This is a genomic window from Gilliamella sp. B3464, assembly GCF_026536145.1.
In the GTDB taxonomy this organism is placed as follows: domain Bacteria; phylum Pseudomonadota; class Gammaproteobacteria; order Enterobacterales; family Orbaceae; genus Gilliamella.
The window spans coordinates 23,202-49,033 of record NZ_JAFNOQ010000012.1 but is presented as its reverse complement, the minus strand read 5'-3'; the positions used below and the strand labels follow the sequence as shown (position 1 = coordinate 49,033).

21 protein-coding genes and 1 tRNA gene are annotated in these 25,832 nt (G+C 36.5%); 6 read left to right on the top strand and 16 right to left on the bottom strand.

Annotation, left to right across the window (positions count from 1 at the left end):
* Positions 1–52 precede the first annotated feature (52 nt).
* On the bottom strand, positions 53–325 hold the full coding sequence (locus J3U57_RS11410; protein ID WP_416379682.1) for a DUF805 domain-containing protein: 273 nt from the start codon (positions 323–325) through the stop codon (positions 53–55).
* Positions 326–666: 341 nt separating this feature from the next.
* Between J3U57_RS11410 and upp the strand changes: the two genes are divergently transcribed.
* The 4 genes from upp to J3U57_RS11390 all read left to right on the top strand — a co-directional run bounded on the left by upp (position 667) and on the right by J3U57_RS11390 (position 6,837).
* The gene (gene upp, locus J3U57_RS11405; protein WP_065633185.1) at positions 667–1,293 is read left to right on the top strand and encodes a uracil phosphoribosyltransferase; all 627 of its coding nucleotides are present in this window, start codon (positions 667–669) and stop codon (positions 1,291–1,293) included.
* A gap of 96 nt (positions 1,294–1,389) precedes the next feature.
* Positions 1,390–2,646 carry a uracil-xanthine permease family protein gene (locus J3U57_RS11400; RefSeq protein ID WP_267334350.1) on the top strand — a complete coding sequence of 419 codons (1,257 nt, stop codon included), beginning with the start codon at positions 1,390–1,392 and terminating at the stop codon, positions 2,644–2,646.
* Between the two features lie 496 nt (positions 2,647–3,142).
* Complete coding sequence (locus J3U57_RS11395) at positions 3,143–4,633, top strand: hypothetical protein (RefSeq protein ID WP_267344774.1); 1,491 nt, start codon at positions 3,143–3,145, stop codon at positions 4,631–4,633.
* A gap of 782 nt (positions 4,634–5,415) precedes the next feature.
* Positions 5,416–6,837, top strand: a complete 1,422-nt coding sequence (locus J3U57_RS11390; protein WP_267344772.1) for a hypothetical protein — start codon at positions 5,416–5,418, stop codon at positions 6,835–6,837.
* 796 nt (positions 6,838–7,633) lie between these two features.
* Here the strand turns inward: J3U57_RS11390 and lysS are convergent.
* From lysS to recC, 14 genes are all read right to left on the bottom strand, one after another.
* Positions 7,634–9,148, bottom strand: coding sequence for a lysine--tRNA ligase (gene lysS / locus J3U57_RS11385; protein ID WP_267344771.1), 1,515 nt, complete (start codon positions 9,146–9,148; stop codon positions 7,634–7,636).
* Positions 9,149–9,173: 25 nt separating this feature from the next.
* A protein-coding gene (gene prfB, locus J3U57_RS11380; RefSeq protein WP_323849472.1) for a peptide chain release factor 2 occupies positions 9,174–10,272 on the bottom strand; the annotation gives its coding sequence in 2 pieces (ribosomal slippage) (positions 9,174–10,196 and positions 10,198–10,272; 1,098 coding nt in all).
* A gap of 175 nt (positions 10,273–10,447) precedes the next feature.
* Entirely contained in the window at positions 10,448–11,074 is a 627-nt protein-coding gene (locus J3U57_RS11375; RefSeq protein WP_267334342.1) for a Fe-Mn family superoxide dismutase, read from the bottom strand.
* 140 nt (positions 11,075–11,214) lie between these two features.
* Positions 11,215–11,499, bottom strand: coding sequence for a hypothetical protein (locus tag J3U57_RS11370; protein ID WP_267344768.1), 285 nt, complete (start codon positions 11,497–11,499; stop codon positions 11,215–11,217).
* 10 nt (positions 11,500–11,509) lie between these two features.
* On the bottom strand, positions 11,510–12,025 hold the full coding sequence (locus tag J3U57_RS11365; protein ID WP_267344767.1) for a VanW family protein: 516 nt from the start codon (positions 12,023–12,025) through the stop codon (positions 11,510–11,512).
* Positions 12,026–12,054: 29 nt separating this feature from the next.
* Positions 12,055–12,783: a type 1 glutamine amidotransferase gene (locus J3U57_RS11360; protein ID WP_267344766.1), complete on the bottom strand. Its 729-nt coding sequence runs from the start codon at positions 12,781–12,783 to the stop codon at positions 12,055–12,057.
* Positions 12,784–13,264: 481 nt separating this feature from the next.
* Positions 13,265–13,340, bottom strand: a tRNA-Asn gene (locus J3U57_RS11355).
* 114 nt (positions 13,341–13,454) lie between these two features.
* Positions 13,455–14,036, bottom strand: coding sequence for a YiiX/YebB-like N1pC/P60 family cysteine hydrolase (locus J3U57_RS11350; RefSeq protein ID WP_267334332.1), 582 nt, complete (start codon positions 14,034–14,036; stop codon positions 13,455–13,457).
* Entirely contained in the window at positions 14,012–14,590 is a 579-nt protein-coding gene (locus tag J3U57_RS11345; RefSeq protein WP_065633178.1) for a biotin transporter BioY, read from the bottom strand. Before J3U57_RS11345 ends, J3U57_RS11350 begins: the two co-directional genes overlap by 25 nt.
* 124 nt (positions 14,591–14,714) lie before the next feature.
* Positions 14,715–15,347 (bottom strand): MBL fold metallo-hydrolase, encoded by a 633-nt coding sequence (locus J3U57_RS11340; RefSeq protein ID WP_065633177.1) that lies wholly within the window; start codon positions 15,345–15,347, stop codon positions 14,715–14,717.
* A gap of 4 nt (positions 15,348–15,351) precedes the next feature.
* Complete coding sequence (locus tag J3U57_RS11335) at positions 15,352–16,755, bottom strand: MFS transporter (RefSeq protein ID WP_065633176.1); 1,404 nt, start codon at positions 16,753–16,755, stop codon at positions 15,352–15,354.
* 137 nt (positions 16,756–16,892) lie between these two features.
* On the bottom strand, positions 16,893–17,858 hold the full coding sequence (gene panS, locus J3U57_RS11330) for a ketopantoate/pantoate/pantothenate transporter PanS (protein WP_267334330.1): 966 nt from the start codon (positions 17,856–17,858) through the stop codon (positions 16,893–16,895).
* Between the two features lie 57 nt (positions 17,859–17,915).
* Positions 17,916–18,707, bottom strand: coding sequence for a TatD family hydrolase (locus tag J3U57_RS11325; RefSeq protein ID WP_267344765.1), 792 nt, complete (start codon positions 18,705–18,707; stop codon positions 17,916–17,918).
* Positions 18,708–18,715: 8 nt separating this feature from the next.
* The gene (gene recC, locus J3U57_RS11320; RefSeq protein ID WP_267344763.1) at positions 18,716–21,931 is read right to left on the bottom strand and encodes an exodeoxyribonuclease V subunit gamma; all 3,216 of its coding nucleotides are present in this window, start codon (positions 21,929–21,931) and stop codon (positions 18,716–18,718) included.
* A 909-nt stretch (positions 21,932–22,840) separates the two neighbouring features.
* Here recC and J3U57_RS12860 point away from each other — a divergent pair.
* Positions 22,841–22,963, top strand: coding sequence for a hypothetical protein (locus tag J3U57_RS12860; protein ID WP_416379679.1), 123 nt, complete (start codon positions 22,841–22,843; stop codon positions 22,961–22,963).
* A 2,021-nt stretch (positions 22,964–24,984) separates the two neighbouring features.
* Entirely contained in the window at positions 24,985–25,320 is a 336-nt protein-coding gene (locus J3U57_RS11310) for a hypothetical protein (RefSeq protein ID WP_267344901.1), read from the top strand.
* 82 nt (positions 25,321–25,402) lie between these two features.
* Here the strand turns inward: J3U57_RS11310 and J3U57_RS11305 are convergent, their stop codons facing one another.
* Positions 25,403–25,828 carry a F0F1 ATP synthase subunit epsilon gene (locus J3U57_RS11305; protein WP_065633169.1) on the bottom strand — a complete coding sequence of 142 codons (426 nt, stop codon included), beginning with the start codon at positions 25,826–25,828 and terminating at the stop codon, positions 25,403–25,405.
* Positions 25,829–25,832: the final 4 nt, after the last annotated feature.

Here is a 25,832-nt window from a genome sequence, read left to right as displayed (position 1 = left end):
AATGTTGGAATAATAGAACCTCATCAATAAAATTGATGAGGTAAACAAGCAATTATAATCCTTTCGGATTATCACCATACTTGTTACTACCCGGTGTAGAATTTATACACATGAAAACAAGCAGTACAATACCACCAAATGGGATGAAACTAATTAAATACCACCAGCCTGATTTGTCGGTATCATGCAAACGACGTACCGTCACTGCTAAACTTGGAATAAAAAATGCCAATACTGCAACTACTCCAACTAAAAGCATTAATGATGACATAGCTTGGCTAAGCGAACTTAAAAACATTAATACGAAAAAAATATGATTACAAATAAGTTGAAAAGCCAATACTCTTTACGACGAGCTCGACCACTAAAGTTTGCATAATTTTTTGTCATACAACTGATAAACCAATTCATTGTTATAATTCCTTTTTTTTATTTATATTTGACTTTTGCTATTTAAAGCGGCGACTTTTCTAATAAAAAAACATAAATAAAACAAAATATTTACACATAGTAACAATATATTAACAAACAATATGTTATTTTTATGTTTGCTATGTTTTGCTCACGATTATAGGTTTTCAGTTACAATGATCTATGTTAACATTATCGCTCAGTGGTTATTTATACCTACTAATAGATGATAAAAAGTAACACTGAGGCCCTCCCATGAAAATAGTTGAAGTAAAACATCCTCTAGTACGCCATAAAATTGGTTTAATGCGCGAACATGATATTAGCACTAAAGATTTTCGCGATCTTGCTAGTGAAGTTGGCAGTTTATTAACCTATGAAGCTACTGCTGACTTACCCACTGAAAAAGTGACCATTGAAGGCTGGTGTGGACCAGTACAAGTTGAACGAATTAAAGGTAAAAAAATTACCGTAGTACCTATTTTACGTGCCGGCTTAGGCATGATGGATGGTGTACTTGAGCATATACCTAGTGCACGTATAAGCGTTGTTGGTTTTTATCGTAATGAGGAAACGCTTGAACCTGTTCCTTATTTCCAAAAATTAACTTCTGACATTGATGAACGTATGGCTTTAGTTGTTGATCCAATGTTAGCAACGGGTGGTTCTATGGTTGCAACAATTGATCTACTAAAAAAAGCAGGTTGTAAAAATATTAAAGTGCTTGTTTTAGTGGCCGCACCAGAAGGTATTAAAGTATTGGAACAAGCTCATCCTGATGTTGAACTTTATACCGCTTCAATCGATGATAAATTGAACGATAAAGGTTATATATTACCAGGGCTTGGCGATGCTGGAGATAAGATATTCGGCACAAAATAAAATCTCAAATTTTAGACCGGTTTATCCGGTTTTTTTATGTCCGCTATTTAGTAAAGAAATAAATATCAATTAATAGAGTAATTAAGAGAGGACCACGTGACTAAAAATGCTCTTGATCAAATAAACAATAATATCTCGCCACTTAAACATGCTTGGCAAGATATTTTTACCGGTGCGCAAATGTTATTTGTTGCCTTTGGTGCATTGGTTTTAGTGCCACTTTTAACTGGATTAAATCCAAATGTTGCAATGTTTACAGCGGGTGTGGGTACGTTATTATTTCAATTAACCACTAAAGGAAAAGTGCCTGTATTTTTAGCTTCTTCATTTGCATTTATTGCACCTATCTCTTTTGGGGTTGCACAGTGGGGAATTCCAGCTACGTTAGGTGGATTAGTTGCGGCAGGTTTGGTTTTTATGTTTTTTGCTTTTTTAGTCAAAATTAATGGCAGCCATATTATTGATCGCATTTTACCTCCAGTTGTAACAGGGCCAATTATTATGGTTATTGGTTTATCTTTAGCGCCGGTAGCGGTTGGCATGGCAATGGGTAAAAATAGCGGTTTATCAGCAGAAAACTATCAATTGATTATTATTTCAATGGCTTCTTTATTAACGACGTTGATTGTGGCAATCTGGGCGAAAGGTTTTTTTAAATTAGTACCAATTATTGCTGGAATTATTGTTGGTTACATGTTTTCTTGTATTTTTGGTATTGTCAACTTTCAACAAGTCATCGAAGCACCTTGGTTTAAAATTCCCGATTTCACTTTTCCTGAGTTTCAATGGCAAGCCATTTTATATATGATTCCGATCGTTATAGCACCAACAATCGAGCATGTTGGTGATATTATGGCCATTAGTTCTGTCACCGGTAAAGATTACACTAAAGAACCAGGATTACAGCGCACGTTACTGGGTGATGGGTTAGCAACATCTGCTGCTGGTTTCTTTGGTGGCCCGCCATGTATTACCTATGCAGAAGTTATTGGTGCAGTCACATTAACGCGTAATTTTAGAACTAGAGTAATGACCTGGGCAGCCATTTGGGCTATTTTAATGTCATTTATTGGTAAGATTGGTGCTTTTTTAAGCTCTATTCCGACAGTTGTAATGGGCGGAATTATGGTATTACTTTTTGGCTCGATAGCTTCGGTTGGCATTAATATTTTAGTCAAACATAAAGTTGATCTTTCTGTATCACGTAATATGTGTATCGTCTCGTTAGTACTTGTATTTGGTATTGGCGGCATGATTTTTGATTTTGGATCTTATGCTTTGCAAGGAATCAGTTTATGTGGAATTTTAGCGATTGTACTAAATTTAATTTTACCTCATAAATCAGCTGACTAATAAATAGCCGTTAATTATTAAGTTGATTAACGGCTAAAAATGTCGCTTATTTTTTCGAAAAGAGCGAGTGATATATTTTCGAATAAAAAAATAATCCGCTATATTTTAACTATATTTGACTATTTAAAGGCTATTAGCGTTTATTATTTATGGTGTTATTTACATTTCTTTGCAAATAATTCGGCTGAATGAGTGGCTTTTTTTTATCATAGCCTTATAATTCCGAAAAATAAGCTTATTTAAGCTTGATTTATGGCATTTAATATAAAAAAACGAAATAAAATAAATAATTAGTTGACGGATGGAGCGCCATGAAGTATAATTATAGACACCAGACACCAGACACCAGCGCTGGCAAAATAATGTTTTAAAAACTCCCCAATCTCTCTTTAGGCTAAAATTTAATTCAATTCTTGCTTCTACTTTTAACTTATTTCATCGAAACAGCGTAAATAATCATCGTTTTTTAGCAATAAGTGTAAACAAAAGATACGCTTTGAGCTCAGCGCTATCCTTAAGCTTAATTAAAGATATAAATTTAAGGTTAATCTTAAATTCACTCGGGGCTTATACTCAAACTCAAGCATCATGCCCGTTATCTAAACTAGTTTTAGTGTTAGTATCATTGTTATTGTTATGCTGTTCATTTAATACTGAGGCATTATCCGCCACTACCGTGCAGGTAATTAACGGCACTCAGCCTTATTTAACCTTTGATAATCGGGTAACTAAAGTTACCACTACTGAGGAGCTGCTTTGGATTAAATTATCTGATGGTACTACCATTACTCCGGCAATCAATACTTCAGCGACTACCCCTATAGTGTTACCTAATGCTGGTGAAACCTTAGCTGATGTACAGATGTTGGTACCTACCCTTGCTAACTCCATTGCCTTAAGTGCTTTAATTGGTGCGCCCTATAATTATTGGGGAGATGATGACGGTGATGGTCAGGGTACTAATGGTATTACCGTAACCGGTAATTTAAGCGTACGTATTACCGATAAAGACAATCAAGCCGTGAGTCGTAGTGCTACTTTAAATATCTGTCAAGCACCTTATAAAGTGGCATTAACCAGTACTGCTGGTAGTTTAATCACCCAGTATGGGCGGCCTAATAGTCGTAGTTTCAATGGTAGTTCTGTTACTTATTATATCAGTCCTAAAGCCGCACCAAAAATCTGTTATGCCAAACCGAATCTGAGTTTGGGCACCGGCATCTACGCCGGTCCCGCTGATATTTGGAATCCACTACGAGGTTTTTTAGTGCAGTCCACTGAGTCATCAAGTTACAGTCGTAACTTCCCCACTACTGGGGCAAATAATCTGTATTTTGATTTAGACATAGGTGGTATTAACGGTTCAACATTGACATGGTCAACAGTCAGCCAAGGCGGTATTACCGCCACCATGACGCCATCACCCGATAATGCTAATAACATCCGCGTCACCCTATCTGGTCCGGCGGCAACATCATCGCAACAAAGTTCAGCCACACCAGGAAGTATTGCTACTCCCAGCTTGCCACAGACTTTTGTGTTAGTCGGTAAAGATAGCAGTAATAAAGCAGTATTAAGCTATGGTTTTGAGTTAAAGCAGTGGTTCGTTAATCGCGGAAATAAATCAGATAACTATCCTAACCAATCATCCTGGTGTCGCAATTTAGGCGGTGGTTACCGTCTGCCACAGGTTAAAGACTTAACTAACGCGAAATGTGGCGTCAATAATAGCAACTTTCCATGCGTTAATGGCATAGATGGCGCCACGCCGGCATCAACTCAAAATAATTACCAGCGTAATATTGGTGCGGGTTTGTTCACCGAATGGGGCTACATGTACAGTTATGCCGCTGCCGGCTTCGTCTCCTACTTCTACTGGGCAAGTGACAGCAACGGTAGGTCCCCGTTCTATGTCGGCTCGGACGACGGCGACGTTGACAGCATCGACCCCGTCAACAGCTTCCGCGGGTTTTGCGCCTATCCTTAGTCATTAGTTCTTAGTCCTTAATCCTTAAGTCGTAGGCGTTTAATAAGGCGTAATAAAGGTTAAGCAACAACAGGACAGTTTCAGCGGCAGGGGGTAATCCTAGCCGATAGCATCGGTAAGCAAAAATGAACGATACGAGTAATTTGGGGAAGATCATATAATCCCCTCTTTACTCGGGCGTCGGGCGTTTTCTCCAAAGAGAAAACGTCATAAAACAAGCAACATCCGAAATTTTAACCCATCTAAATTCCAAAACATCTATTCAGAACTTTAATAAACAAGCGGGTGATATATTTTTGAATAAAAAAATAATCCGCTATATTTTAACTATATTTGACTATTTAAAGGCTATTAACATTTATTATTTATGGTGTTATTTACATTTCTTTACAAATAATTCGGCTGAATGAGTGACTTTTTTTTATCATAGCCTTATAATTTTAAAAATTAAGCTTAATTTAAGCTTGATTTATAGCCATTTAACATAAAAAAATCAAATAAAATAACAGATTAGTTGACGGGTGGAACGCCATGAAGTATAATTATAGACACCAGACACCAGACACCAGCGCTGGCAAAACAATGTTTTAAAAACTCACCAATCTCTCTTTAGGCTAAAATTTAATTCAACTCTTACTTCTACACTTAACTTATTTCATCGAAGCAAGGTAACTCACCCTCGTTTTTCAGCATTCAGAGTAAGCAAAAGATGCATATTTAGTTTAGCGTTATGCTATCGCTTACTTAAAGCGGTAAATTTAAGGTTAATCTTATGTCCAACCTTGTTTTTTACGCAAACTCAAGTATCAGGCCCGTTATCTAAACTGACTTTAACATCGATACCATGGTTATTATTGCTGTATGCCACTACGACTCAAGCATTGTCGGCAACGACGGCGCAAGTCATTCATGGTAGTGCGCCGTATTTAACCTTTGATAATGGGGTCACTAAGGTCACCACGACTGAGGGGCTGTTAGGTATTACCGTCTCTGACGGCACGACTCAAACCACCTACACACCGGACAATAATACTTCAACCGCGGATAATCCAATCGTTCTCCCAGAAGCCAATGAGCACTTTAGCGATATTGGAATGCTGGTCCCTGCCACTGTTAACGCTATCGCCTTAAATGACTTAATTGGTGAGCCTTACAATTATTGGGGGGATGATGATGGTGATGGTCAGGGTACTAATGGAATTACCGCGACTGGTAATTTAAGCGTGATCATTACCGATAAATTGAATCGAGCCGTGACGCATAGTGCCAACATAGATAGCTGTATGGCACCTTATAAAGTAGAATTAACCAGTACTGATGGTAGTTTAACCACCCAGTATGGGGTACCAAATAGTGGTAATTTTAGTGGTAGCACGGCTGCCTATTATATCACCAGACCTAAATCCGCGCCTAAAATCTGTTACGCATGGCCGGGTCGGGGGGGGCCCGTTTATTCCAAACCTTCCGATATTTGGAATCGACAAAGAGGTTTTGTAAAGCAAGCAGCTGAGCCATCACAGTACAAGCTTAACTTCCCGACTACCGGTGCTAATAATTTGTATTTTGATTTAGACATAGAAGGTATTGATAGCTCTACATTAACCTGGCCAACTGTCACTCAAGGTGGTATTACTGCTACCATGACACCATCACCCACTAATCCAAATTTCATACGTGTCACGCTTACTGGTCCTGCAGCAACAAAAGCCCTACAGGATTCAGCATTACCGGGTAGTGTGGCTCCAGCTAGCTTGCCGCAGACTTTTGTGATAGAGGGTAAAGATAGTCGTAATAAAACGGTATTAAGCTATGGTTTTGAGTTAAAGCAGTGGTTCGTTGCCCGCCCACTAGGCGTAGGCGATGTTACTGTTGATAGCGCCTCATCCTGGTGTAGTAGTTTAGGCGGTGGTTATCGTTTGCCACAGGTAAAAGACTTAACTAACGCAGTTAACAGGCGTTGGGGATGGGGACCATCATGGACACCTGCCACACCACCATCCAGTGATAATTATGCCGATGCTAATATCGGCGCAGGTTTCCTTTCTGAATGGGGCAATGTGCACTTTTATATCTCATCCATTTTTGCCGGCAGCACCGCTATTGCCATCGGTGATGATTCGACACTGTTCATTGTTTTTTTCGACGTAGGCGCCGTTCACAACTACTCCTCGTCCCGGAACGATCTGGTTTGCGTCTATCCTTAGTGCTTATTTCTTGAGCACGAAAGTTGAGGGTTAGCAAAAATAGTGTTTATTCGTTAAATATTCGTTAACTTAAATGGTTTTGTGAGCGATAAATAGCAATTTTGTGGTGTCTAAGCCTGTACCGATATAGTTGAGTAAATTGCAGTAACATCACGTTGGCTAAATTTATAGCCAACGTTGCTTGCGAATCCAAAATCTACATAAAGGCTAAGTTATTGTATTAATGAACAATCGGTTATGATTTAAAGTGATTAAGTACTTACTTTCTAGGTTAAACTATATGTGATTGATTATCATATTATGGTTATTTATGTAATTAAGTGAACCTAATGCTAAATAATAGTGAGCATTAAAAACGCAAAGATTGCTGATTTGCTTTAGCGTAAGTTAATAACTTATTTGAGTATGAATCAAACAAATATACTCTATGATTGCTAAGTTATGTTTATGTAAAATTCACTTCTCAGTATTTAGTTTAATGAAAAGTCCTGATAAAACCTTTATATATTCGTAATCCACGTTTAGTGGTCATGTTTATAGTGAGCAATAACTTACTATATTATTTATCTGTTACTAATTAAGTTATAGGCTACATGTGTGGCGTTAAGCATGATGCTAAATTATATTAATGTTAAGTGAACTTGATTGGCAATTGGAAAAGCCTAATTAGATATATATTGCATATATAATATGCTTATTGTGAGTAAAATAATTTTAGAAAAGTTAAAGAAAATATAAGTGCTTACTGACAAAACTCACCTATTTTTTAATAGATGAGTTTTTTGTGGTATTTGGTTTATTTAATTGGACGCATAGTTGGGAACAAAATGACATCACGAATGGTATGACTGTTGGTAAATAGCATTACTGTTCGGTCAATCCCAATTCCTAGTCCAGCTGTTGGCGGTAAGCCGTGCTCTAATGCGGTGATATAATCTTCATCATAGAACATTGCTTCGTCATCACCCGCATCTTTTTGCGATACCTGATCGGCAAAACGTTGTGCTTGGTCTTCAGCATCGTTAAGTTCTGAGAAGCCGTTACCAATTTCACGTCCACCAATAAAGAACTCAAATCGGTCTGTTACAAATGGATTTTCGTCGTTACGGCGAGCAAGTGGCGATACTTCAGCCGGATATTCAGTAATAAACGTTGGTTGAATTAAGTTAGCCTCGGCAACTTCTTCAAAAATTTCAGTCACTACTCGACCGAGTCCCCAACTTTTTTCAATTTTAATACCGACAGCTTTGGCAATTGCACACGCTTTATCAAAATCATCTAAATCAGCATTATTGGTTTCTGGGCGGTAATGACAAATTGCCTCACGCATAGTCATTTTGATAAATGGTTTGCCAAAATCGAAAGTATGCTCGCCATATTGTACAACTGGATTACCCGTTACGGCGATTGCAAGGCGGCGGAATAATGCTTCAGTTAAAACAATCAGGTCTTTGTAATCGGCATAAGCCATGTACATTTCCATCATGGTAAACTCTGGATTATGTCTTGGTGATACGCCTTCATTACGGAAGTTTCGATTAATTTCAAATACTCGTTCAAAACCACCTACAACTAAACGTTTTAAATAAAGTTCAGGGGCAATACGTAGATACATATCTAAATCAAGCGCATTGTGGTGAGTAATAAATGGTTTGGCTGATGCACCACCTGGGATGACTTGCATCATTGGGGTTTCGACTTCCATAAAGTGATTTTCTAACATAAAGTTACGAATTTCAGTTACCACTTTTGAGCGAGCAATAAAGGTGTCACGTGATTGTTGATTAGTAATTAAATCAAGGTAACGTTGACGATAGCGCATTTCTTGATCTGCTAAGCCGTGGAATTTATCTGGTAATGGGCGTAATGCTTTAGTTAGTAGGCGGATTTCTTCACAATGAATTGATAGTTCACCTGTTTTGGTTTTGAATAAGTAACCTTTAGCACCGACGATGTCACCAAGATCCCATTTTTTGAATTGTTCGTTGTAGTAATTTTCGGGTAGATCATCACGAGTGACATAGAGCTGGATTTGCCCTGCAACATCTTGTAATGATACAAATGAGGCTTTACCCATAATACGGCGCATCATCATTCGACCGGCAACAGTGACAGTAATTTTATTTTCAATTAACTCTTCGTTAGTTTTATCATCATACAATTTATGAAGATCGCTTGAAATTGCGTCACGACGAAAATCATTCGGGAAAGCAATGCCTTGTTTGCGAATTGCAGCTAGCTTTTCACGACGTATTGTAAGCTCGTTATTTAACTCTTCAATATGGTTTTGTTGCTCTTGCTGTGTTGACATAATTTTACCTTTTATTTATTACCAGTTATAAACCGGCTTTTAAGCTTTCTTCAATAAATTGATCTAAATCACCGTCTAAAACGGCTTGCGTATTGCGTGTTTCAACGCCTGTGCGTAAGTCTTTGATTCGTGAATCATCAAGTACATACGAACGAATTTGGCTGCCCCAACCAATATCGGATTTGTTTTCTTCCATTTGTTGTTTTTCGGCATTCTTTTTGTGCATTTCAAGCTCATACAGTTTTGCTTTTAACTGTTTCATGGCCTGATCTTTATTACTATGTTGCGAGCGGTTATTTTGACATTGTGTCACAATTCCCGTTGGTACGTGGGTAATACGTACAGCAGATTCGGTTTTATTGACATGCTGACCACCCGCGCCCGATGCACGATAAACGTCGATGCGCAGATCGGCTGGATTGATGTCGATATCAATATTGTCATCAACTTCTGGATAGACAAATACCGATGCAAATGAGGTATGACGGCGGTTTCCTGAGTCAAATGGGCTTTTTCGTACTAAGCGGTGGACACCGGTTTCAGTGCGTAACCAACCATAAGCATAATCGCCGGTTACTTTGATTGTGGCTGATTTTATGCCAGCTACATCACCGTCTGATACTTCCATCACTTCGGTTGTAAAACCTTTCGATTCAGCCCAGCGTAAATACATTCTCAGTAACATTTCCGCCCAATCTTGGGCTTCAGTACCACCTGAGCCTGATTGGATATCTAAGTAACAGTCAGCACTGTCATAATCACCCGAGAACATTCGGCGAAATTCAAGACCAGCTAGCTTTTTTTCGAGTTGTTCAAGTTCTTGATTGGCTTCGTCAAAAGTGTCTTGATCTTCTGCTTCAATAGCAAGTTCAAGTAGACCTTCGACGTCGTCCAGACCTTGTTCTAAGGTATTGATGGTATTGATGATCTCTTCTAGCGCAACGCGTTCTTTGCCTAATGCTTGTGCTTTTTCTGGATCGGCCCAAACTTCGGATTGTTCTAATTCGGCATTGACTTCCTCAAGACGTTCTTTCTTGAGATCATAGTCAAAGATACCCCCGAATGACATTTGTGCGCTCAGTAAGTTCAGCTATTTTGGATTTTATTGGATTAATTTCAAACATGTTTTATTTTTGTTGGTTTTTATAATTTTGGCATAATCGCACATTGTAGCGGATTTATACATAAATTAGCAATTAGCAATTTTATGTCTTATCCTTGCTTTGATACATTATTGTTGAAAATAAAAATGACGCATCATGCGTCATTTTTAACTCAAAACAGAACTATTTAAATTAATTATTTTTTAGCTTGAGCATAAAGTTCAGCCACTTTGTCCCAGTTAATGACATTCCAAAATGCACCAATGTAATCAGCACGACGATTTTGGTATTTTAGATAATAAGCATGCTCCCAAACATCAAGTGCTAAAATTGGTGTACCAGAAACACCTGAATATTTTTCACCCATTAGCGGAGAATCTTGGTTTGCTGTTGATACAACTGCAAGTTTACCATTTTGTAATACTAACCATGCCCAACCTGAGCCAAAACGACTTGCCGCTGCTGCTGAAAATTTTTCTTTAAATGCATCAACTGTACCAAAATCTTTTTCAATTGCGGCTTTTAGTTCACCTTTAAGTTCAGTTCCCACTTTTAGTAGTTCCCAAAATAAAGTGTGATTAACATGCCCACCCACATTATTTTTAATTCCGGTAACTTTATCGCTTGGCACTTTGTCCAAATTAGCTAATAAAGCTTCAGGGCTTAATTGTTTGATTTCATCAGATAGTGTTTCTAAAATGCCGTTGGCATTATTGACATAAGTTTGATGGTGTTTGTCATGATGTAGATGCATAGTTTGTTCATCAATATAAGGTTCTAATGCATCATACGCATAAGGTAGCGCTGGTAAAGTGTAGGCCATGAAGTTGCTCCTTTCATATATATTATTATTAACTACTTAATTTAAGCAGTATACGAGTTATTAATATGGCTCACAAACTATTATTTAGATAGTTGATGACTATTTGTTTGTGAAAATTACTATTTTCTTATGGTTGTTAATTAATCTTCACTATTTTTTAAATAGGGTACGTACATCATAATGGCATGATTTTCACAAATCAGCTTTTCTTGCTGATAATGATCTATTAAATGGGTTTTTCGTTGCCATATTTTATTGTGCCTTGTGTAACCTCCCCACCATTGTTGCTCAATGCGATGATCGGTTTCGAAAACTTCATATTGATAACATAACGGAGTATCAGCAAGTAGTTCCCCATGTAAATATTTATCATCAAGCCAAAGATTAAGGCGGTATGTTGTATTGGTTTTGTTGAGTAGCTGCAAATCAACATAGTTATAAGATAAGGTCGCGAGTGCGGTTTACATCAGGAAAAACATCAAAACTATGTCGCCAGCGTTCTATAACCGTTAATTCAGAATGCAAAACCATCCAATAAATTAAATTGCCTAACTGACAAAGTCCCCCACCAATATCTTTACCAATTTTGCCATTGTGCAGTGAAAGACCTTCTAAAAAACCGCGCTTTTTCGTTGGGCGCCCGATGTTATGCCAGATCGAAAAACGTTGATTCGGTTTTATGATTGAACCATTGAGTTTTTCTACCGCTAAGTGTAGATTGGTGATTTTGTTGTATTGCAGATACATATCCACATCTTTTAACTGCCTTAATAAAACCGATTGATGTTTTTTATGGGAATAACGGCACGCGTGATTATTGATGTCGACAGTACTATATAGCTTACGATTTTTCCACCAATCTAGTTTACGTTTTAAAATAAAGTATTCTTTTCCTAATTTTAACCTTAAAGGGCTGCGTTTTTCCGGTTTATCTACTACAATTTTTTGCATAATTGACAGTTTTTATATCGAATAATGGATCAATTTTTACAGGTGGAGTGATAATACTTGTTAAGTTTATCGAGAAAAATAAACAACTTTAAGTTCATTTGGCTATAATCGTGCGCGCGTAATTTGTCTTCTGTATCGACAAAGCGATAATTTGCAGCTTGACTAATATCATCTTGAGAATGTGCAATGAGCTTAGCAACCACTTCATGAGTTAACTCCATATGACATTGAAAACCATACACCAATTTGCCATAAGCAATAATTTGCCGTGGACAGCCTTCACTATAGGCAATGATTTGGGCATCTTGAGTTAAACCAGGCATATCATTGTGCCAGTGACCGACAGCTAAACTATCACCGAAATGAGAAAATAACGGATTTTTTTTACCCGCTTCGGTCAACGTAATTGGGAATTTGCCAATCTCTTTTTCTGGGCTATGTTCGTAATGTGCACCAAGTGCTTCGCCAATTAATTGTGATCCAAGGCAAACACCAATAACAACTTTATTGGCTTTAATTGCAGATAAAATGATAGCTTGCTCAGCTAACGAGTCAAAATGGGCACATTCTTGTTTTGTAGTTGCCGGTGATTGTGGTCCACCCATGATAATTAGAAAATCAATACTATTGATATTATCTGGAAGGGGTTCACCAAGGTAGACACGCGAATAGCTAATTGTGTGTTGATGTATTTTTGCCCATTGCTCATATGCGCCAGGTGCTTCGAAATCTTCGTGAATAATAAAATGTATATGCATTATTCTTTTTCCTAAATTTCATTTTTACAAAATTTATATTAATTTTATTAGAAATTATTGACGATTGTTAATCGTTTAAGCCATTGTTCATAAATGCGTTTTAGCAGCTAACTTATTTTAAAAATAAGCTTTAAATCAAATAAATAGTATTAAATATGCTATTGATTGATTTTTTTTGCAAGATATTCTTTCAATTTATCAGCTAAAAATAATTTTTTAAATTTTATATTCTAGCGGTGAGCCACAGTTCCAACTCATTTAGATAATATCGTTAAACCGTTATCATTTAAGATTTTACAAAACAATTTTGCTTAATAACGTTTTGCAGGATTGAAGGATGATTGAGACATATAATTTCCACAGCATTATACCATCTAAATAAGCTTTCTAGTTAGCTTAACACCAAGTATTGATGAGTAACTTTGAAAATTGATAATTTTAATGATTTGCTAAGGTTGGAAAAACATAAGGTGAATGAAGTTGGCTCCTCCAACAGGACTTGAACCTGTGACATACGGATTAACAGTCCGCCGTTCTACCGACTGAACTATGGAGGAACCGAAATGTAGCGCGCATATTATAGATTTAATGTCGCTATGTCAACAATTAAATTATTTCAAATCGCTTTTTTATGTTCAATTGACCTATTTTATTGACTTTATTTGCTAAGCTTAATATGTTCGGATAGTTTTAAATAAATGTGTTTGCCGCATTAACTGTTGTGGATGTGAACCTAATGCACCTTGTGGAATAGTTTGGTTAAGTGCTCGATAATAATCGATCCAATAGGGGATAATTTGGTTAGTAACAGAATCTTTAAAATTCATTGGATATAATTGAAAATAATCTTTACCTGACGGGTATTTAAAGGCAAAAGTAATCAGTTCACTACAGTAAAAGCCCTTATCATCTGCTCGAAAACTATGGTTATAGGGCAACCCAAGGCAGGTTTGAACTCGTGTTAATGCATTTTTGATGACTGACTCATCATAAATGGTTGCGACAAGATTATATTTTGCAACGGCTAAAAAGTCATTAAGGGGGGTATAGATTACCCCATGTTTTTGGGTGGCTTCAATAACGATATTATCGCCAATATATAACCCAACATGGCTTATTTGATTGATTATGTCATCAGCGCTGATTTGGGCACCAGAATGAGTGATCGCTGTATTGAATTCGCTTTCTTCATTCTGGGCTTGGAAAATAATATCGCCAATTTGCATGGTTATTTGCGTGCGTGGTGGCGCCATAATGAGAACATTACGCAAGTTGCAATAATAAATTTAGCTGCATCAACACCAACAAAAGGTAAGTAGCCGACTTTTAGTGCTTCGATAAGTGAAATATGCATATATCCCATTAGATAAACGACACCAAATACAAATAAGAGTTGATGTGCACAAGCGAAGGCAATTAATCCTAAAATAAAGTGACGATCGTACCCTTTTTCGGCAGCAAAACCGGCTAAATAAGCACTAAATATATAACCATACAAATAACCTGATGACGGTGAAGCTAATGCCATAATTCCACCGCTACCGTTAGCGAATAGTGGTAATCCCATTGCACCTAAAAAGAGATATTGAAGTATGGTTAATGCACCTAGTTTACGACCTAAAAAAGCGCCAATTAACAATACGGCTAACGATTGAAGTGTGAATGGTACTGGGTATGTGGGAATACTGATATTAGCTGCTAACCCTAGCAGTAGGGCCGCCCCTGTAGTTGCACACAGTTTGCGTTGCCAAGATGATAAGTTAAATAGTGTATTGATATAAGTTGGATAATATGTTGTGAGTTTCATTATTTTCTACCATTAAAAAATAAACAGTAGTGCAATAATAATACAAAAAACTATAATGTAAACTATTTTAACATTAAAAAGTTTACATTATTAATGTTGCTTTTTATTTAAACCAATAGTTGTCTTAGACTAAAAAAGGGTTAGTCATTCGTTCATTGCCAAAGCTCGACATAGGTCCATGGCCAGGAACAAAGATAAAATCATCACCCAGTGGGAAAAGTTTATGGGTTATTGATGAGATTAAATCAGCATGATTTCCACGAGGAAAATCGGTTCGTCCAATGCTACTTTTAAATAGTACATCACCAACAAATGCAATTTTATCTTTTGCATTAATAAATACGATATGTCCTGGAGTATGGCCGGGGCAAAAAAGTACATCAAGTGTAATGTTGCCGACTTGGATTTTATCGCCTTCTTTCAGCCAACGATCGGGTAAAAAACTTTCGGTATAGGGAAAACCAAATTGCATTGATTGTTGTGGTAAGGCATTAAATAAAAATTCATCTTCATGACTAGGTCCGATAACCTTCACACCAAAATTAGTTGCTAATGTAACTGCTGCACCTACATGATCTAAATGCCCATGTGTTAGCAAAATTTGTTTTATGTTAACGCCTAACTTTTCTACTGCTTTTTCTAATAATTCAGGCTCACCACCAGGATCGATAATTGCGCCTTCCATGGTTTTATCACACCAAATGATGCTACAATTTTCTTGGAAAGCTGTAACTGGAATGATTTGATACTGGAACATATTGTTATCTCCTTGTTTCTTGATGATGAGAGGTTAGATTTTGTCCATCCTCTTTTTTTAACTGGGCAAAGATCATGCTTGATAATATGGTAACAACGCCGAGTATAATAAAGGTATATTGAAATGCATGAATAGTACTGGTTGAATGACTAATCAATCGTACCAATACTGCGCCAAATCCTGTACCAAAACTGATCGCTAATTGTTGGTTTACTGCCATTAAACTATTACCACTGCTGGTATTTTCGCCTTCTAAATTTGCTAATGTGATGCTATTCATCGCTGTATACTGAATAGAGTTAATGCCACCAATACAAAATAGCAATAAACACATAAAGATAAGCGGTGATGATGAATTCAAAAGTGACATTAAAGCAATCATAATGCCTGCAAATATGGTGTTAGCAACTAATACAAAACGGTAACCTAAACGCCCTAAAATTCGAGGAATGAATATTCTGGTACAGATTGAAGCTAGCGCCATTGGTACCAACATCATACCTGCAAAAATGGCTGAATAACCAAATCCTACTTGTAATAATAGAGGAATTAAAAAAGGCACCCCCGATATGCCTAAACGACAAATTAGATTGCCAATAATTCCTATTTTGAATGTACGAATCTTAAATAGTGATAAAGGGAATAACGGCGCTGGTTTTTTATTTGCATATCCTCGATAAATAAACAAAAACACAATACTAATTATTACAAGTAACAAGGGTAGCTGATATTGTTGATTTTGGTTTAAAAGTTCAACACTTAACGTTGCACTAATAAAAGTAATGACAATAAATATAAAACCAAATAAATCAAAAGGCATTCGCACGCCTTTTATGTTGGGCATATATCGGAAACTAATTATCATTCCTAATAAACCAATAGGTAGGTTGATTAAAAATACCCAATGCCAACTGACCATGTCAACTAAATAACCGCCTAGTACCGGCCCTAATACCGGTCCAATTAAACCGGGAATAGTTGCAGTGTTTAAGGCGACTAAAAAGTCGCTCCGTTTAAATGACTTGATGAGCACCAAACGTGATACTGGAACCATCATGGAACCACCAATACCTTGAATAACGCGTGAGATATCTAAGAAAATTAATGAATTGGATGAAGCACAAAGTAATGACCCTAAAGTAAATAGCCCCACCGCCATAACAAAAATATTTCTGGTACCAAATTTGTCAGATAAAAAACCACTAACCGGAATAAACAATGCAAGTGTTAAAGCATAACTAATGACAGCTGATTGCATATTTAACGGTGATTGATTAAGGTCTTTAGCCATGGTTGGCAGTGCAGTGTTTAATATCGAGGTATCAAGCGATTGCATAAAAAAAGCAAATGCCGCGATCCACGGTAATATGCGATACACAAAAGGGGATAATTGTAATTCGCTATTCATTTTAATTAACCTAAAATTCATCGGAATACTGGGCTTAACAGGGGAAAAATATCAGCCCTGAATGTATATTGTTTTGCCTGGCTTAATCGATTATTAAGTCAGACAAAGTACTGAAGGTTATTCTACAATAATATTTGTTAATTGTTGGCTTTTTTCTTATTTTTAACGGGTTTGCCTTGCCAATATCCTGCAAGTAATGAACCTGAAATATTATGCCAAACTGAGAATACTGCTGCTGGTAAAGCGGATAATGCTGAAAAATAAGTTGTACCAAGGGTTGCTGCTAATGCTGAGTTTTGCATACCTACTTCCAGTGACATAGTTCGACAGGTTGATTCGTCAAATCCAAATAGACGTCCACCCCAATAACCACCCAGTAATCCTAAGCCATTATGAATAATAACTGCAAAAATAACTGTAAAACCAACTTGTCCTATTTGTGCATGGCTACCTGCAACTACAACACAAAGTATTAATAAAATACAGATCATCGATAAAAGTGGTAAAAAACGTTCACATTTTTTTACTAATGGGTTGAGTAAATGGTGCACCAATAAACCTAATATAATTGGAATTAACACAATTTGCACAATATGAACAAGCATATCCAGAACCGGAACTTCAACAGTGGTACCAACTAATAATAACGTGAGTAGCGGGGTAACAACTACGCCAACTAGGGTAGATACTGACGAAATTGTGACAGATAACGCGACATCGCCTTTTGCTAAATAGATCATAACATTTGATGCGGTACCACTCGCAACACTACCGACTAAAACCATGCCAACTAATAACTCAGGTCGCATGGTAAACAATTTAGATAAGATTAAAGCGGTCAGTGGCATGACGATATAATGCAGTAGGGTACAAATTATTACCGCTTTAGGTTTGGTAACGACGCGTTTAAAATCATCAATACTTAACGTTACGCCCATAGTAAACATTACAAACATTAATAACTGTGATGTATGAGGGCGCACAGGTAAAAATGTGCTTGGGAAAAAATAGGCTGCTACGGCACAAAGTATTGCCCACAGCGGGAATAAGCGTGTAAGGGATATAAGTGATTGAATAAAAAATTGGTTATAACGTTTCGCCATAAAAAAACACCATCTGGTTAGTTAAATAAAATATCTTTATAATAATTAATTAGTTATTTATTTTTTGCACAGTGTGGTCATTCTATTAATTCTACTAAATAGCGTCAAGGTATTTGTTAAGATAGTGTTAAGTATTTGCTCGGGTGATTCACTGCGTAATTCAGTTAAAATTTTAAATATCTCGACGATATTTTCAGGTCGATTTGCTTGACCTTGCTTGCCACTTAATGGCATATCGGGCGCATCAGTTTCGAGTACAAGGCTTGCAAGCGGCAAGTTAGCAATTGTGTTGCGTGTTTTGTTTGCGCGATCATAACTAATGACTCCTCCAACACCAATAGAATAACCAAGCTTAATAAATTGCATCGCTTGTTGATAGCTACCTGAAAAACCATGTATCACGCCACGACAAGGCAGATCGGCTTGGCGTAACTCGTGATACATAATATCATGAGTTTTACGTGAATGGATAAGTACCGGTATATCGAATTGTTTAGCCAACATTAATTGTGATCTAAAAAAGAATAATTGTTGTTGCCAGTCGATAGTCAGATTATATTTATCTAAACCTATTTCACCAATTGCAACCACTTTTTGGGGTAGATGGCTGAGTCGATTACGTAATTGTTCTAAATCAGCTTCAGTATGGCTATATATTGGGTGTAATCCTAATGCAGCATAAATTTCGTTATAATGATTGGCTAATTGTAGCACCGTATCAAAATGATGAGCGGCAACCGCCGGGATAATCAATCCGGTAATATTTGCTTGTCGGATATAATTTATTGATTCGTCTAAATGATTGGTAAACAGTGGAAAATCAAAATGACAATGTGTATCAATAAACATAATGCCTCCTATTCAACTGTTGTTTGATGCAATAAGATCGGCAATAAAAACCGCTTAGCTAAAACAATAATTTGTTCTATCAAATTTTGAGTTAGTTCAGGATAAAGCCTTTGATAGTAACTATCACATTCAGCTGGATAATACAAACCACCTTGCCAAGTACTTAACAATTTATTATTGGCTTTTTCACTCGGCACAATTTCACCGGTTTTCGGGTTGTAGGCTGTTATTAACCAACTCCACGCACTTTCGATTGGCATAAATAATGGTTCATTTATCCCCTGTAAATACCCTTCGACTAAATCAGTCAGAAAACCTAAGGCTTGATTAGCGTTTAAATATGAAAAACGCCATTGGGTCTCTTCTCGACCATACATACGGCTTTGAGTGTCGAGTGTATCGGGATTTAAAATACAATAGAGTAAGTGATCAATCCATAACGAAATCCCATTACGAATTGATAATTTAGATGGGCGCCAAGTTAAAATACCATCTTGTTGAATATGGGTTAACCATCCTTGCAACTGACAATCGTATTGACTTGTAGAAATAGTTAAATTAACTTCTTGAGTAGTAAAGTTTAGGCGTTCTTGATTAATTTTATCAGCTAAAGCGTGCATAGCTTGATTTTGCTCATCATAGATGATCTGTCCAAAAGCGCCATCGGGCAAATCCCCACTTAATGCTAAACGTTGATAAAGATCGTCTTGTGAATTATTGCCATCTTTTGTAATTAGTTGTTCAAGTATTGCTATATTTAATTGATAACGCTTTAAGTTATCTAAATTAAAATTTTCTGCATCGGGTAAGTTATCATCTAAATAATGGATATAAAAATGGAAGCGTTTTTGTAAAAAAAACCTTATTGAATGCTGATAAAACCTTTTTAGTTCATCAAGATTAATACTATCTACTGTGATAGTGGTAATTTGGCTGATAAAAGGTACAGTTTTACCTTGCTGCAATGCGGCAGGTAACCATTCATCGGCATAACTTCTTGGATCTTGTAAAAAGTTTTGTGGATTAAAAGGGGTTCGAGTATGATGGATACATAAAAAATCAGGAAAATGTTTTGTATTTTCTGTTTTTTCAGCACCTTCTTCACAATAGTATTGCGCAATATAATCACAAAGTTCATCAACTAAAACAGATGGATAGCGCTCACTATCATCTTTCATATCACGACCAATATAGCTGATATATAATTGATTTTCAGCCGATAATATCGCTTCTAAAAAAAGATAGCGATCATCATTACGACGACTTCGATCCCCTCGTCTTGGATGTTCTGCAATTAAATCAAAATCTAGTGGTAATGAAGTCCTAGGATAATCACCATCATTCATACCCAGTAGACACACCACTTTAAAGGGAATTGAACGCATCGGCATCATAGTACAAAAGTTAATTTTACCAATTAAAAAGCGATGGGCTAAATGATTTTGTTCCAAACGTGCCTGCATTGCATCATGTAAAATTGTAATTGAAATTTTGTCAGAAAAATTAGCTGTTAACCCACTATTTATCAGCTTTTGCCACTCTTGTTCAATCATCAATAATATTGATTCGTTTTGGGCATCTTTGAAAAAAAAGTCATTGATAATTTCAAGGCAGCAGCTTTGCCATTCTGCCAAAGGTTTATCTTCATCTAATAACACTAACCATTTACTGACTACACCAATAAATTCAGCTAATTGACCTATTAATTCAGCATCTAAACCCGTTGCACCATCATAAGGTAAAATTTGTTGCCAACCACCTTGATCGCTTGTCATGGTATAACCCAGTAGCAATCGTTCAAGCCCAAATAGCCAACTGTGGTTATGTTCAAGCCCAAAACGAATGCCAGATTCAACAATCCAAATTCGTAATAGTGATAATTGTGATTCATCGATTGAAAATTGTTTAGAAATGGCTGGTATTTCAAGTAAATTAAACAAATCTTCAGCAGTAAATCGGCTTTGTGGAAAATTCAATATCGCAAAGAAGCCCTGTACTATTGGATCAATATTGCGAGCTTTTTGATCTGAAATTGTAAAAGGTAAATAGCGTTGCCCATAAGCATTACCAAAAACTGAACGAATATAAGGAACGTATTTGTCAATATCCGATACCATTACAATACAATCTCGTAACTCAAGTGATGGATCGGCATCAAAAATTGACAAAAGATAGTCATATAACACTTCAACTTCGCGTTGTTCACTATGACAAGCATGGATAGAGATAGAGCGGTCTTGAGTTTGAATGGGGTGTTGGGTTGCCACTTGGGGATAAAGATCCAAAATATCTTGTTGAATAGAGTGTAATAAACAATCACGTTGTTGATCGACAAACACATCAATATCTTGCTTATTCATACATTCTTGCAATAAAAATAGGTTGTCTCGACCTAATTTTCCCCACGAGGTTAATAAAGCATTGGGTATTTGGGTTGGGTCATTATGTGATTGTGATAATTGTTTCTCAACGATATCTCCCCAATACCATTTACACGGGTTATTAAACATTAAATGGACATCAATATGTTGTCCTAATGCTGAAAGTAGTGATAAATAAATTGGTGGAAGTGAAGTTATACCAAAAATAAAAATTCGTTTTGGTAATGGCGTCAGCCGTGCTGGATCGAAATGAGGATCTGCTAGAATCTCCAACATTTGTTGATAGATATTAGCGCGATGGTAAGGTTGACTAATTGATATTAGTTTACGCCAGAGTTTTGCTTGCCAAACTTCATCGGCATGTAAGTTTAATTCTTGAACTGTGTTATTGGCTTCCCATTGTGCCAGCCAATCAGGACGATAAACTAAATATTGGTCGAACAAACGAGCAATACGAGTTGCAAGTTGATATAACTTTCTATCTTGCTTATCAATATTTAAATAATGTTTAAGGGTAATAAACTCAGGCTCATCAATAATTTTAGGTAATAAATAATATAAGCGCCAAGCCATAGATTCAGGATTAAACGTATTTTCAATGGGAGCATTAGGTAATAGCGTTTGATAAAGTTGCCAAATAAATTGAGTAGGGAAAGGAAATTCAACATTGGCTATAATTCCCAATTCATCAGCAAGCTCAATTTGTAACCACTGTGCCATTCCTTGACTCTGCACAATAACCATGTCTGGCATAAATAGATCATTTAATGGTTGTTGCTGCATTAATTGACTTACCAAAGACTTGAGTAAATCGACTTGATTTGAATGGTAAATGGTAAACATAATCACATTAAAATTAGTATAGTTGCCTGAAATTATCGCTGATAGTGATTAATAAATCCAGCATCGATAATTATTCACACTTGATCTTTTATGCATGAATATTTTCGATAGGGTTTTCCTTTTGAAAAGGCAAACGTTTAACGTTTTATCATTTAGCTTAATTATGATAAATGTTGGCAAGGTCTTTGAATGATAACTCTATATTTTTATATTAAATTAATCATCTATAAACTATTTTTGCTAAAAAAACACGGGTAATCCATTTTTTGAGGAACAAAATATTTTATATTCTCTCTTATCTAACTTGCTATTGATCGGCATTTAATTTACTAAATATATATAGGATCAAAACCTATCTTGCTGTGGAAGAATTAAACTATATTGCTCGCTTAATTACACTTTGAGGTGATGACCTATCTTAATTAGCTCAGTGGTTGGCTTTATGATTATAAACGAATAATTAATCTGACTTATTGACAACAAAATCGTCTTTTTTTTTACCAAAACTTTTAAAGTTGAGCTATTGCCTTGTTTAACTTGTTGATTTTTCATTGTTAAATACAACGTTATTTACTTGATTACAATGATTATTGTTACTAAGTATTTTGTACTTAAAAAGTCGTATAACTCTGTTAACAGCTGAATAATTGACTATACGCTTTTTTAATCTATGCAAACTAAATGAACTTAAAAACGTTATTTATGATCACATTATTATTTATCTATCTTATTGAATAAATTAATTTTTACATATCTTTACCAAAATGAGCATTACAAAATTTTCGAACTTATTTACTATGACGAAAACTTTTACAAGCTCCTATACAGGTTTGTTGTAATGGTTTTAATGTTTATCTAATTGAATTTTATGAAAAAATTAAGTAAATCACTACAAGGATTAGTAAAAATATGTTAAAATGTGGTCTTAATCGGGCATCGGGCATCGGGCATCGGGCATCGGGCATCGGGCATCGGGCATCGGGCATCGGGCATCGGGCATCGGGCATCGGGTTTAAGTCAATTAGAGAGTAAACACCGACTTTCTGTATTGGCATTATTACAAAATATTCTTCCATTTACATTAGTAAAATCATCTATTCACTTTTTCGCTATTTTTAGCTCAAAATTTTTCAATTTATATTTTTCGATAGCGAAGATAAAGTTAATAATCGTTATATTATTTATGAGTTTATTTTTGCAACCAAATGCGTATGGCTTAACCTCTACTACCGTGCAAAATATTATAGGTAATGCGCCGAAAGTGGCAAATGTAAAAGAAGCATCCGATAAACATGGTTTTACGGTAAAAAATGTATTTTATAGTGAAGCAAGTGGCAATATTATTAGTGATGTAGTAAAAAGATTTGATGGAAATCTTCGGTTCAGCGATTTTGTTGTGAAAACGTATTATTACAATAATTTAAGTAGTATAACTAATTTTTCAGATATTGATGGAGATAAAGCAGATCCCATTAAGCCTTTTTTACTCACAGTGACAAGTTCTCAATGGTATGATGGAAAGGGAAATAAAATACCAAATAGTGATTTGAATAATATTATCGGTTGTGGCAGTGGTTATGTCATGCCGTTAACGTTAGAGATATCTGCAGTGCTCAAAACCTATTCTCAATATGGCATACCCAATGAAAGCGATAGCGTGACGTTAACCAAAAAATATAAGATCGCTCCTGACTCTATGATTTGTTATGCTAAACCTAATGACATCGTTCTTTCACCTAAGATGCAGTGGCGAACTTATGATGCAACAATAACTTCACCGGTTTCGGGACCTTGGGAATGGAATGGTTCTAAAGGCACGCCGGATGCTGTTCATGGTGGTGGTTACACAGCTGATTATGTGCCTAATTATGGATTTAAAGTCCAACCAACGGTATCTGCAAAAACGTTTCCGACAACTGGCTTTCCTGGTGCTAAATTTCAGTTAGTGATGACTGGTGCACAAACGGACTATACTTACACTTTGATCAGTAATCCTGGTGGTAAGGTTGCTGTAGATTCATTAGGGTTTATTACATTAAATGATAAGCCAACAGGTAATGTGACAGTGCGCGCAACTTTAGGGTATGATAAATCGATATCGCATGATTATACCTTTAATCCAACATCGGTATGGTTAGTTCCTATAAAGAGTGGTGATATAAATCAGGCTACCGCGCAAAATTTATGTGGTGGACTTGCTAATGTGCCATTAAGGCGCGATTATACCAGCTCTCCAGCAAATTCAGTTGGCGGTAATTGGACTATTTATCCGAACAGCTTTATCCGCGCAATTGGTAGTTCTATTATGGGAGAATGGGGATGGGTAGCAGGCACAAACTATCCTAATTCGAATTGGGAAGCGCAAAATACCTATTTTTCTTACTACTGGACGCGCGAATTAGATTGGTCCGCTTATAATATTTATTTTACTGTGAATTTTTCTGGTTATGTTTCACATATGGAGGCCCCTAACAGTTCAGGTGGGCGAGTGGCATGTAAACGTTAAATTAAAGCAGCGTTATAAAAAATAAGTGATGATATGAGCGACGATGCCATTGTTGGCGCTATGCGCCTATAATGGCAATAGCCAGCATATGCGATGTAAATGCATATGCTGGCGTCGGAGCCGCCGGCGCCGAACTAGCTTAAAAAATAAGCAAAAGTGAGTCAAAATTATTACTTGTAGAAATTCATAAATTAAGCCTCGTTAAATGACAAAAAGCGCTTTATTGTTGTTTAATATTTCGCGAGTCATTTTCTAATTGGGAACGTGCCTGGTTCTAATTTAGGTTGGGTAATTATGACTGCTTGTCGAGGCTGATGAATTATAATATTTTGTATGAATATCTCTGAAAAACTCAATTTACAACACCAATTCAAGGGTATTTTACTTTTTAAAGAAGGTGTGTTTTTACGTAGTTATAATCAAGGTGCTTATGTTTTAACATAGTTATTTGGTTACGCTTTAAAATTACAAACGGCACGACTGAAAAAAATATCAAAATAGATGGGTTATTGCTTGTGCCTTTCCATTAAATAAGCTGAGCGAACAATTGCCAGAAGCCGTGTTAACCGATTTTGGTGCTAAACTGGAATGTACCTATCAAATTGATGATTATCAGCAGTGGTATGAGCGACGTTGCCGTGAAGAGAGCAGAGCGAAAGTAAAGGCAAAAGCCAGCAACGAGTCGTTGCAAACGAACGAGAAGCAGGCGTCGGAGCAAAGCGCTGTTGTTTATTTAAACAATAATTATGTAAAGTTAACCTCTCAACAAATCGCTTATCTTCGATCATGGCAGTCGGGTGCTTATCCGATTGACGTTGATAGATGTTTTATTGAAAGTTTAAAAAATAAACTACTTGCAGGTTTGTCTAAAATTAATAGTTAGCACTTAACACCTAGTTCAAATGTAAAAAAGGTTACAAATTTAATTTTTGTAACCTTTTTTAAGTTTGGATAGGGTAACTCAGTTATTGTCCGATACGGCGCGTTAATTCGATGACTCGGATTTTCGCTAAAGCTTTTGATAGTTCAGCTGATGCTTGTGCAAATGACATATCATCACTCGGATGATTAATATGCTCTTGCGCTTGTCTTACTGCTTCTTGCGCTCTGGCTTCATCTAAGTCTTCTCCGCGAATAGCGGTATCGGCTAAAATCGTTACAAGGGTCGGTTGCACCTCTAAGATGCCACCTGATAGATAGATAAACTCTTCTTCACCATCTGCTTTCACAATGCCTACCATACCGGGTTTAATCATGGTAAGTAGCGGAGTATGACCAGGATAGATCCCAAGTTCACCTTCTTGTCCTGTGACTCTGATTCGCTGAACATCACCTGAAAAAAGGTGAGATTCAGCACTAACAACTTCTAATTGATAGGAAGTTAGTGCCATAATG